This window comes from Hahella sp. HN01 (genome assembly GCF_018986435.1).
Lineage (GTDB): Bacteria > Pseudomonadota > Gammaproteobacteria > Pseudomonadales > Oleiphilaceae > Hahella.
Genome location: NZ_JAHMIN010000005.1, coordinates 55,196 through 66,934 on the forward strand (window position 1 = coordinate 55,196; position 11,739 = coordinate 66,934).

At 51.3% G+C, this 11,739-nt stretch carries 7 protein-coding genes; 3 read left to right on the forward strand and 4 right to left on the reverse strand.

Features of this window, described 5'->3' with window-relative positions; translation table 11 throughout:
- Positions 1–3: 3 nt before the first annotated feature.
- Complete coding sequence (locus KP814_RS06350) at positions 4–555, reverse strand: TetR/AcrR family transcriptional regulator (RefSeq protein ID WP_216735966.1); 552 nt, start codon at positions 553–555, stop codon at positions 4–6.
- A 131-nt stretch (positions 556–686) separates the two neighbouring features.
- Here KP814_RS06350 and KP814_RS06355 point away from each other — a divergent pair, with 131 nt between their 5' ends.
- Positions 687–1,127 carry a nuclear transport factor 2 family protein gene (locus KP814_RS06355; protein ID WP_216735967.1) on the forward strand — a complete coding sequence of 147 codons (441 nt, stop codon included), beginning with the start codon at positions 687–689 and terminating at the stop codon, positions 1,125–1,127.
- Between the two features lie 3 nt (positions 1,128–1,130).
- Here the strand turns inward: KP814_RS06355 and KP814_RS06360 are convergent, their stop codons facing one another.
- Positions 1,131–2,057, reverse strand: a complete 927-nt coding sequence (locus tag KP814_RS06360) for an isopenicillin N synthase family oxygenase (protein ID WP_216735968.1) — start codon at positions 2,055–2,057, stop codon at positions 1,131–1,133.
- A gap of 294 nt (positions 2,058–2,351) precedes the next feature.
- Here KP814_RS06360 and KP814_RS06365 point away from each other — a divergent pair, with 294 nt between their 5' ends.
- Both KP814_RS06365 and KP814_RS06370 read left to right on the forward strand, forming a co-directional pair.
- Entirely contained in the window at positions 2,352–3,257 is a 906-nt protein-coding gene (locus KP814_RS06365; protein ID WP_216735969.1) for a DUF4349 domain-containing protein, read from the forward strand.
- 174 nt (positions 3,258–3,431) lie between these two features.
- Positions 3,432–5,102 carry a glycosyl hydrolase family 8 gene (locus KP814_RS06370; RefSeq protein ID WP_216735970.1) on the forward strand — a complete coding sequence of 557 codons (1,671 nt, stop codon included), beginning with the start codon at positions 3,432–3,434 and terminating at the stop codon, positions 5,100–5,102.
- Between the two features lie 15 nt (positions 5,103–5,117).
- On the opposite strand, the gene KP814_RS06375 is transcribed toward KP814_RS06370, so the two are convergent.
- Entirely contained in the window at positions 5,118–8,261 is a 3,144-nt protein-coding gene (locus KP814_RS06375; RefSeq protein WP_216735971.1) for a transglycosylase domain-containing protein, read from the reverse strand.
- Between the two features lie 401 nt (positions 8,262–8,662).
- Positions 8,663–11,728, reverse strand: coding sequence for a VPA1262 family protein (locus tag KP814_RS06380; protein ID WP_216735972.1), 3,066 nt, complete (start codon positions 11,726–11,728; stop codon positions 8,663–8,665).
- Between the last annotated feature and the right edge of the window lie 11 nt (positions 11,729–11,739).

Below are 11,739 nucleotides of genomic sequence, written 5' to 3' on the forward strand. Positions count from 1 at the left end.
GACTCAGACGCGTAATATCGCCGCGCATAAAGCCCGCGCCGTCTGGGCGTAATCCGCGTCGCCAAAGCACTGGGCGCGAATAATAGCGCCGTCGATCAGCACCCCAATCTGCCGCGCCAGACTTTCATCCTCCACGCCTGCCTCTTTCAGCCACTGGGCGACTTTCTCATCCATATCCTGCTTATGTCGCCGCGCCAGCTCCCGTTCCGGCTCCTGAGCGTCATAGATCTCCGCCGTCACATTTAAAAACGCGCAGCCGCGAAACTCAGGATCGTCGAACCATTCCCGTAAGGCGTCGAAGATGCCCAGCACCCGCTCTTTACCTGGAGCGTTGAGTGCTTCCACTCTGTCGGTGAACCATTGCATCCAGCGTTGGTGACGCTCCTGCAATGCATCCATCACCACATCCTGCTTGCTGGGGAAATGCTTGTAGAAGGTGCGTTTGGCCACCTCGGATTCCTGAATCACCTGATCCACCTGAGTGGCGCGAAGCCCTTGCTTATAAAACAGGCGATAGGCGCTTTCGATAATTTTTTCTCGTGCTGAAGCTTTCATAATCAATCACTTAACAAATAAGTAGACGAATTTGTCTACTTTCTGATTGCAAAGGTAGACTAGTTTGTCTACTCTCTCCTGCGTAAGTAGACAATATAGTCTACTTTTTGATAAAAACAGAGAGGCAATTCATGTTTATTGAAAGAGACGGCAAACAGATTCCAGTTCCTCCTTTTACCGAAGCGTCCGCCCGCGCCAAGGTGAAAATGGCGGAAGACGCCTGGAATAGCTGTAATCCAGAGGTGGTTGCATTGGGATATACGGAGGATTCGGAGTGGCGTAATCGCGCTGAATTTTTCCAGGGACGTGAGCGCATACGTGAGTTCTTGACCCGTAAGTGGGAGCGGGAAACCCGTTACAAACTGATGAAGGAGTTATGGTGCTATCAGGACAATCGCATTTCCGTGCGCTTTGAGTATGAGTGGTATGACGCAGAGGCGGGGAGATGGATGCGCACCCATGGTAATGAGCACTGGGAGTTCAATGCAGAGGGACTGATGGCGCGGCGCGATATGAGCGCCAATGATTACGCCATCAAACCCTCAGAACTGCGTTACGCAGTGGCCGGCTGATACTTACTTCTTCAGCAGACCGATCTGGCGCAGACGCTCAACCAGATAGTCGTGAGACAGAATAGGTTCGTCGCGCACTGGATTCTCTTCGGTGACGCACTGCGGCAGAGCGGTCAGCCACACGTCTGGATTAGGATGCACGAAGAACGGAATCGAGTAACGGCTGTGTTTGGACGCCTCGCCTTTGGGATTCACCACGCGGTGAGTGGTGGAAGGCAGAACGTGGTTGGTCATGCGTTGCAGCATGTCGCCGACGTTACAGATGATAGTGCCTTCGATCATGGAGATCGGCGTCCACTCGCCCTTCTTGCTCAACACTTCCAGGCCTTCCTGCTCGGAACCGACCAGCAGAGTGATCAGGTTGATGTCTTCGTGAGCGGCGGCGCGCACGTTAGGCAGGGAATCATCATTGATCGGCGGATAGTGCAGGGGACGCAGGATGCTGTTGCCGAAATTGATTTTCTCACGGAAGAAGTTTTCGTCTTCACCCAGGAATAATGCGAAGGCGGACAACATGCGGTTGGACAGGTTATCCAGAGCCTGATACATCTCCAGCATGGCGGACTTGAAGTCCGGCAGTTCTTCAGGCCATACGTTGGGGATCAATTGCTCGTAAGGCGGCTCGCCTTGCACTTCCCGACCCACATGCCAGAACTCTTTCAGGTCCACCACGGCGGCGTCTTTGGCGATTTCTGTGCCGAACGGGGTATAACCGCGTGCGCCGTAGTTATCCAGGAAGTATTTTTTCTTCACCTCTTCCGGCAATGCGAAGAATTTCTCCGCGGCGCGCAGGGCATTGAAGATAGTTTCTTTAGGTACGCCGTGTCCGGTAATTCCCGCAAAGCCCCATTCTTTATATGCGGCCCCTAGATCGGCCAAAAACGCCTGCCGGTCTGAGTCAAACCGGGAAATATCGAGAACTGGTATCATAAGAAAACCCTTCTGTTTAACTGTTATTGTTAGCGGGAGTGTAATAGAAAACTCGACCATTTGGTTAAGAAATTTAAAACTGCCGCTTAAAACTTGCGATGCGTCAAACCCGGCGCACAGGAATGCGGCGGCGGTGAAAACACCCGTCTCCTAGGGGCGGGCCGCCAGAGTGACGGACAAATCGGGGGCGCAATTTTAAGCGTCCATCTTTGGATTTACTAACACTTCTTGAGCAATTGTCCTTAAGATAACCGCGGCCGTTAAGATTCAAACATCAGGGAGGATTCGGTTATCGTGAAACGCCACGTCCTCCCTGTTGATCAGGCAGGCGCCGCAATCAGCGCTATTCGCCTCTCCGGCCTCTGTTTTCGTCCGTCATCCCTGTTCCAGAAGGAAATGATTTCCATGCAGAAACCGATTTTGCGCCGCTTTATGTGGGCGATACTCATGCTGACCCTGGCCGCCTGTAGCCCCACCGATTACCCGGGGCGGATGCAAGGCGATGCGTCTTTACGGGCGGAGTCCGCGCAGCGTGAATCCAACCCCTACCTGGCTTATGAACACTCTGTTCGCGCGCGCTTGCAGGAAGACAAGATCGCCGCCACGCACCAGCAAATCATGGACGCCTGCGCGGCGGACCGGGTAAACCACTGCACGCTGCTCGACGCCGATCTGAACCGGGAATACGCTCGCGCCAGTCTGCGTTTGCGCATCAAACCCGCCGGCGTGAAGCCGATTCTGCAACAACTGGCGCAGGCGGGAGATGTGACGCAGGTGAATACCCATGTGGAGGATCTGGCGGCGTCCATCGTTGATGCGGAAAAGCAGGTGGAGATGCTGACCAGTTACCGGGACCGCCTGCTGGAACTGGAGAAGCGTTCCGCCGACAACATCGATTCACTGATCAAAATCGCCTCGCAACTGGCGCAAACTCAGGCGGAACTGGAGCAGGCAATGGGCGATAACGCCTATCTGCTGCAGCGGGTGAACATGGATATCCTCAACATCTCCTTCGACGCGGAGCACAATGAGTCATTCTGGAACCCTATCAGTCGCTCGCTGTCTTCATTCTCGGAAGACCTGTCGGAAGCCATCTCGGAAGTTATCACCGCATGCGCCTACCTGCTGCCATGGCTGGTGATGCTGAGCCTTCTGTTCTTCCCTCTGCGGTTTATCTGGCGCAAGTTGCGTCGGCGTTAACTGGGCGGAGAAATAGCGTTCCTTTCAATTTTGGCGCTCTTTATTGCAAGAGCGCCTACTCCAAATCCCCTGTCGGAATACGCCGGTATTTACTCCATTCGGGTGATCGTTTGGGAACGATTCCCATCCTAGACTCGGGCGACAACCTGAAAAAACGAGTAAAGGAAGCGGACCATGATGCCTGATACATTTCGAATCGCGCCTTTGGCGGCGCGGGTGATTCTTCTCTCTGGATTAGCCTTGAGCGCGCAGACGGCGCTCGCCGGTTGCGCGGACTCGACGGCGAAAACAACCATCGCTGCGGCGGATGCGGTTTGTCAGGAATCTCTGGCGCAGCAGGCGCAGGCGGCGCGGCCTTTTCCTCAGGCGCTTGAGTTCGCCGGCAAAATCAAACCGGATCATGTGTCTCAGGCGCAAATGAACGCCAAGGTCGCCCAGTTCTACGATTATTGGAAAAGCGCTTACGTGAAACCGTCCAACGGCAATACGCCCGGCGGCGGCTATTACGTCAACATGAAAGGCACCGGCGGCGACGGTAATGAGATCACCACCTCGGAGGCTCATGGCTACGGCATGATGCTGTTTGCTCTCATGGCTGGACATGACAGCGAGGCGAAGCAGTACTTTGACGGCATGTACAACATGTACGACAAGCATCGCTCCACGCTCAACAATCATTTGATGTCATGGGTCATCGACGCCAGCGAAAACACGAGCAAGGATTCCGATTCCGCCTCCGACGGTGATATGGACATCGCCTACGCGCTGCTGCTGGCGCATTATCAGTGGGGCTCCGATGGCGCCATCAATTACCTGCAACAGGCGAAGCGCATCATTAATAACGGTCTGAAAGGCGATGACGTGCACCGTTCTTCCAAGCGCACCATGCTGGGAGATTGGGATGACGACCAGTGGACTACCCGCTCCTCCGACTGGATGACGGATCACATGCACGCCTATCAGAAGGCCACCGGCGACGCATTCTGGGGCGAGGCGGCGGACACCGCCTATGGCGTCATCGACAAGATGACCCAAAACCACGCCAGCGCCACCGGATTGATGTCGGACTTTGTTATCGACAGCAATCCCCGGCCGGCGCCGCCAAACTTCCTGGAGGCGGACACGGACGACGACTTCTCCTGGAACGCCTGTCGCTATCCTTTGCGTATCGCCATTGATGCCGCGCATTTCGGCGACGCGCGCGCCAGCGCCGCCATGAGCAAACTGATGCAATGGGCGGTAAACGCTACAGGCGGCGATCCCGGCGGCGTCATGGCCGGCTACAAGCTTAATGGCGAGCCTTTAGTGGGCTATTCCGCCATGGCGTTCACCGCGCCAATGGTGGCGGCGGCTTCAGTCACTGGGCATCAGAGCTTCCTCAATCAGGGTTGGGATCTGATCAGCGGCAATCGCTCTGACTATTACTCCGACTCTATCAATCTGCTGTCCATGCTGTTTATCTCCGGCAACTGGTGGTCGCCGGTAGAGGGCGGCGGTGATGACGGTGGCGATAATGGTGGGGACGATGGCGGCGATGACGGAGATGGTGGCGACAACGGAGGGGATGATGGCGGCGACGGTGGCGATCAGGACAACCCTGCGCAAACCACTTTGCGTAAGACTGATGACTGGGGCGATGGCTACTGCGCAGATGTACGCGTCCTCAACGCCAGCGATAGCGATCTGGTCTGGTCCGTGTCCGTTCCCATCGAAGGACAGGTCTACACCGCCTGGAGCGCGAACTGGAGCCAGCAAGGCAATGCGCTGAACGCTTCCGGGGTGCACTGGAACCGGGAGTTGGGGCCACGGGAAAGCACGGAGTTTGGTTTCTGCGCCAATCGCTGAGCGATCACCCGGAGGCTATAGCGGCGGAAGCATATCCACTTCCGCCTGCGCCAGCTCCTGATGCGGCTTGACGGTGTCAATGCACAGGGTCACGTCGCCGGGGGTGAGGTAGGGCTCCAGAATCGGCGCCATGCCGCGTAATACCTGCACAGGCAGCGCGGAGGTGAAATGGAAGTCGCTGGAGGCTTTGCCCGGCACATAGGCGGTAAGCGTGCCGAAATGGTTGTTTCCCAGATAGAACACAAAGGTGGCGGTGCGATTGAGCGCCGTGCCGCCGCTGCGACGCCCGTTATCGGAGATATTGAAGATACGGTTGTCGCCGGTGCCGGTCTTGCCGCCCAACGCCAGCATGCGTCCATCGGGCAGTACGAAACCGCCTTGCAGGCGCCGCGCCGTGCCAGCCTCAACCACGTCTGACAACGCGTCTCGCAATGCCGCCGCCACATACGGGTCCATGACCCGGTCGGCTGTGGTGCGATAGTGCCGCAATTTCACTTCATAAGGCGTCTCTGCAGCGAAATGCAACTGATCCAGGCGGAAGGTGGGCAGGCGCAGGCCATCGTTGAGGATGATGCCCATCAACTCCGCCAGGGCGGCGGGACGGTCGCCGGAACTGCCCAGAGCGGAAGCCAGCGAGGGCACCAGATGGTCGAACGGATAGCCCAGACGACGCCAGCGCTGATGCAGGTTGGCGAAAGCCTCTACTTCGAGCATGGTGCGGATACGGGAGTCCTGCGCATTCTTGGCGCGGGTGCGGAACAGCCAGCCGTACACTTCCTGGCGACGCTCGCGACTGGCCGCGGAGAGTTCAGCGAACTCCGCCTGCGGATGTTTCTGTAAATACGCTAGCAACCACAACTCCAACGGATGCGCTTCGGCGATATAGGCTTGATCCGGCAGGCTGAAAGCGCCGGGGGCATAACGTACGAACAATTCCTCCATGCGTTCATCGCTGATTCTGTCATGGGGCAGTCGCTGCGCCAGAAAAGTCTCGAAGGTGCGCAGATCCGAATAGGGGAAGATATAGCGATGCGCCGCCGCCAGCCGCACTGGATTCAGGCGCAGACGGTCCAGAAATATATCCAGTTGCTCTTCGCTGCTTTTACCTTGATAGGCGCTCCAGAAACGTTGCAGGAAGATCAGCCCCTCGCGGTCGGCGAAGCGCGCCAGATATTCATGGCGACGGGGATCGTCGGGGTCTCCCAGTAATTGCCGGCTGTCCTGCTGGTTGGCGTTGATCTCATGGCGCACCAGATCCTGCAACAGGCGCACGAAGGGCAGGTTGATGGACTCGCGCAGGGACTCTCGCACGGTGGGAAAGCGATGATTGTCCTGACTGCTGAAATTGCGGAAGGTATGAACCCCGCCGCCTGTGAAGAATATCTCTTCTGGATTGGCGGAATAACGTCTGTCCAGCGCCGCCTGCAGCATGGGCGGCAGGGATTTGTCCTCCGCCTGGATCAGATACTCCAGCGCCCAGGCGGTGATGGGATCATGTGACGTCTTGGCGGTGTGACGCAGGACTTCTTCGTCCTCGGCGGCGTAAGTCAGGTGCAACGTGGCGATCAGTTCCAGATAGCTGGCCAGCACCCGCAGTTTGGCGGTGGAGCCCAGCTCCAGCTTGCTGCCCTCGTTGATGTCGAAGGGCTGTCCGGTGTTGTCGGTCTGCACCCGCACCCGGTTACCGGTGGCGGAGCGCTCGAACAGGGTGAAGCTGTAATACACCTCTCGCGCCTGGCCCTCGGACAGTAAACGCGGCCCTACCAGTCCAGTGGCTTTGGCGAATTCAGGGTCGCTCAGGCCGCGCAAATAGGCGGACACCTGACGTTGCAGGCTGCCCTGCAGGGTAGAGGAGGCAGTCAGATCGGTGCGATCCAGGTCGTACAGGGACAAATTGAACATCCGCGCCAGACGCAGGCGCGCCACATTGACGCCTTTGTCCGCATCCACCGGCGTCACTACGCGGGCTTCCGTAAAATCACGATAGTGCGTGCGTTGCCCCAGGGCGGCGTCCCGCAACGGCGCGCCGATCTCGCCGCCATTGGCCATCAGGCGCAGATAGCTGTCAGTGAGATTCTCCAGGTCGGCGCGGCCTTGCATCAGATAATAGGAAGGGCGTCGATGTGCGATCATCAGGGACAATATGCGGCGCAGCGTCTGAGCCTGCTTTTCCAGCAGCTCGCCTTCCGCGCCGTTCATGTTGAGCAGATGGTTAGCCTCAATAAAGTCCGCCCCGAACCAGACCCACAAACCATCGCCGACGCCGTGTACTTCGCCTTGACCGGGCGCGGCGGCCAGCGGGACCGTATTAAGGTAGGACAGCACCAGATCCTTGCGCGCGGACAGCGTTTCCGGCCCGGCCTGATAGGCACGCACGCTGGCGGACAGCATTTGCAGCAGCTTGTCGCGGGGTGAGGAAGTCAGCCCTTCGGCGGAATGGCGATACTTTTCCATTTGCGTGGCCAGGGTACTGCCGCCCATAGAGGCGAAATCTCCGCCTAACGTGTTGCCGATGCGCACAACGGCGGCCTTGCTGAAGCGCCCCCAGTCCACCGCGGGATTAATCAGCGGGTGTTCCGTATCCAGCAGGTTACGGTTCTCAATAAACAGCAACGTGCTCGCCACCAGCGGCGGCACGGATTCAAAGTCGTCATAAATCCGCTGTGGGTAACGGTTGCGGTACATCACGTCCCCGCGACAGTCGAGTATATCCAGTCCAGCCTGTGACTTCTCCCGATAGGGTGGGAACAGGCCGTGGGAGGTGTACTCCATCAAGGCGGGAGAGAAACTGGCTTGGGATTTAACTTCCCAGCTTTGTTGATTCAGTTGCTGCAGAAAATCCGGCAGAGCGACATACCCCAAGCGCTTATCAAACGGTCCCTGCTCCGGATAGCGCACCGCCTCCGCAGGCCCCGCAGTAAGGCTGTAGTTCAGTTGACCGGCGTAGCGCGAAAACAACCGCGCCTGAAAACGAGAAGTGTGACTTTCAAAGTAAAAAAGGAGGGTTCCCACGACCAGAATAAGCGCGGTAATGCGCAACAACACCCTCTTCAACCCCGCCCCTTGCTCATTTTCGACAAAAGAGGGCAGAGAATCCGGCTGGGATTCGGAATCAGGCCTGTTAGGCCAATTTTGGCGGGCTTTAAATATCGTAAACATAATTAAATCAATCACTTATGGATAATACTGCTGTTCAATAAATGATCAATATGATTTATTATGTCCACAAAGTGTCCACAGCCGCAAGCGGTGTCCACGGGATGCTGGCTGCGGCTTCCTCCTTAAACTTGGCTCCCCCGTACTTCAAAACATAGCTGAAAGTTTCAATTTAGGAAAATCGTTAGCTCTCACATGCTCGCCAGTGGCGGGCCTTCCCTCGGCTATCCAGTTTCATGGCGAAAAGCTTTTCTCGAAACCCGCAGGCGTGGGGAGGAGTGAACTTCAGCTTCCATGACGGCAGTAGGCTGTAGTGAGTCAATAGCGTGGATTACCCAAGGGTGAAGAAGCTTTGGTGTCTGTTCATCGTTAAAATGGACAAGGGGGAATAACTTCTTTCAAGATCATGTAGCTGGATTATCAAAAAATACATACCACAGATTATTTTTCCTACTTTCGGACAACCATACTTTTTTGGGTTTATATTCAAGAAGGCGATTAATTTCCCTCGTCAAGCTTGTCAGCTCAGAATTGTTTGGCCCATCATTTGAATAGAATTGGCACCAATTCAAAAATCCATAAAGCCAAGCAACCAACTTCATAGATGAGTCCCATTTACTCCAGTTAATGCTGGGTGAAAGAGGCCTTCTAATATCTCTCTCAACCTTCTTAAGCCTTTTAGCTAGTCTATTTATAGCTTCAGACTGCGCTTTAAGAGGGCTAATAGAAAACAACTGAGCTGCAATATCTGTCATCATTACATCCTCTTTTGACAGATAACTGGAAAGTTCAAATAATTTGCTAAGCCTACCTTCCAACTCTGTAATCCATATAGATAAAAAAACTTTCTTGCTATCTGCATATCGCTCGACTAATGGGCATAATACTTTCTCGGGAAACCAAGATGAAATATAGCCAAGTTCTCTCATCCTGCCTCTCATTGAATCAACGATATGTGTAACATCATCGTCTGTTGGGTATTTAGAAATTGCTGTGTTTATAAGGTACTCTATAATATCTTTAGCCCACTCAGGATCGCTCCCACCATGTAAGTTTCTATTTAGTAACCAACCAATAAATTGGATCTGAGTTTTTTTGTCAACTCTATCTATAATCGACAAAAAAACAGCGGCGTCTTGAGTTTCATTCAACTTAATTTCGATATAAGAAAAAGCAATAAATTTCAACACAGGGAGTTCACTTGAAATCAATATTTCCATCTGGAATTTAGTACTTTTACGGTGACAAGAAGTTGATATCTCAGATATACAATGAGCTATCAAATCTAACTTTTTACGAGTTTTTTTAGATGACAAAGAAGGAATTAAATCATTCTCTAAAAGAGCTATAAACTTTTCCGTTTCGTACTGATACAAAATTTTAATTGCATAGTAATCACCCCAGCTTAATCCATCTATCTTATAATATTGTATGAATCCGTCCCTATCTATATCAATCAGATTTCTCAGAAGCACATCCAACGAGGCTTCAAAGTAAGAATATGTTCCTGGCATTGTCATACTATTGGAAACTATCTCGGCCGCATTTTTGAACCTTCCATCTAAATAAATAAATATTTTATCTAGTGCCTTTTGGCTAAAAGCAGCGTCAGCAGAAAAAAAGCTCCCAGTATCCGTATTAGCTATTAGTAGCGAAAGATCATCCCAGCATGAAAACAGCTCTGCGTCCTCTACGGCTTCCAAAGCGGCAGAAACATTTTCACAAGATATCGATTTATTTATTTCTTTGCTTTTCTTTTTTTTTTCATCAAGCGACAGACTACTCTTTTTCTTCAAATAGTCCCTTGAACAGAATGCCAAAGTTAAACTACCTTCACCGGCTAAAACACCTTCAATGTACCTATTAACATGAGGAATAATCTCGCCATCTATTGATGTTACCAATAGAGGGAAATTTTCATTTGCCTTTTGAATTGAGTTTGACAATGAAAACCCTTTCTTTATTCGACCTTTCTTATCTGCAATTAACAAGTATCTGTCATGTATTTCCGAAACCTTATACACCTTTATGCAACTACTTGATAATATATCTTTCATCGCTTCAACTGAGATTTTTATTTTGTCAATATTTTTATTTTTATTGCTTGTTAATATTACTACATTTGAACCATTATCCGCATAGCGAGCAATAAGATCGACTCCAACGCTTTCAAAATACGGATCAAATATTATAAAGTCATCGCCAGCGTGTTTATTGAACAGAGATTTCCACCATTCGACAAATTCCAACCTGCCTTCACCTTCTGTATGGTGAGGAAAAAACTTTCCCTCTGTTTTTTCAGGAAACTCACGCGCTACCAGTCTCTCTATTTTTCGTTGTTCGTTAACCCATAGATCCGGATCGCGAGTGCTAATAGTTGAGGTTTGTCGCCTGCTGCATTTTGTGACTGATTGTGCTGCTTTAACTCTATCATTTCCGTCATTAAGTTTTGTCAGCTTTGTCAGCCATGAGTTCTCAATAACCCCTGAGAAGTATACAGGACTCACACTTAATGATATTTCTCTGATGAAATTATATTTTTGACTAAATATCAAAAAACATTCATTACAATCTCTCTTCTGCCCAAAAAGTTCAATTACTCGACCGTCAACAGATTTCTTCCAGTCTTGATTTATTCTCACATTAAAGGATATTTTATTTTCGTTATGGTATTCATTGGCAATGATATTTGCCTGGAAAGCTTGATTGTTATTTATATGCTCCACTTTTAGCACGTAAGAGATAAATTCTTCATGTCTATCAGGGTGATAATTTATTTTTACGCCATTCTGGCTATCAATAATTTCTAATTTTGAGCGACAATATTCATCGATGGTAGGGAATGACAGTATTTCGAGATCACCTATTCTAGGAGCATCTTTTTTAGATAGGTCAAGCCCAGTATCTAATTTTATTTCACTAGAAATGTAACGATACAATTCATCCAAGACTCTACCATCAGATTGAATAAATGTTTCTTTCTGCAAAGAAATGATTGAAGCACTATTTGCTCCCGCCCCCGAATAAGGGCTAAACAGCCCTCTGTGCTCATAATTATCGCGGGACGGAAGATAGGTAACTGGCTTGAGAACTTTACACTCGTCTAGCTTTAGATTTCCAAACCGCTCTCTAAAGACTTTTTTCATGGCTATTTCTGAACGATTGCTTGCCTCTTCAATTGAGCTTCCGCTATACATTAGTCCGAGAAAAGATTTTATCTCTTTTGCATTTAGATAAGAACTAAGACAAATGACCTGTACTTCTTCTCCCGAAATATTTTTAAATTTATCTTCATTAGGTGCACTCCAAGAATTATTAGAAAAGTGATAAGGAACAACCCAACCATAGACCAACCTGGAAGAGCGATCTTTTTTTTGGAGAACCCAAAGCTGCAAAGCACATTTTGACTCATCATCAAACAAAGGCTTTAATCGATAGTCTTCAAATACAGTATCTATTGTAATATCCATATCAAATTCTA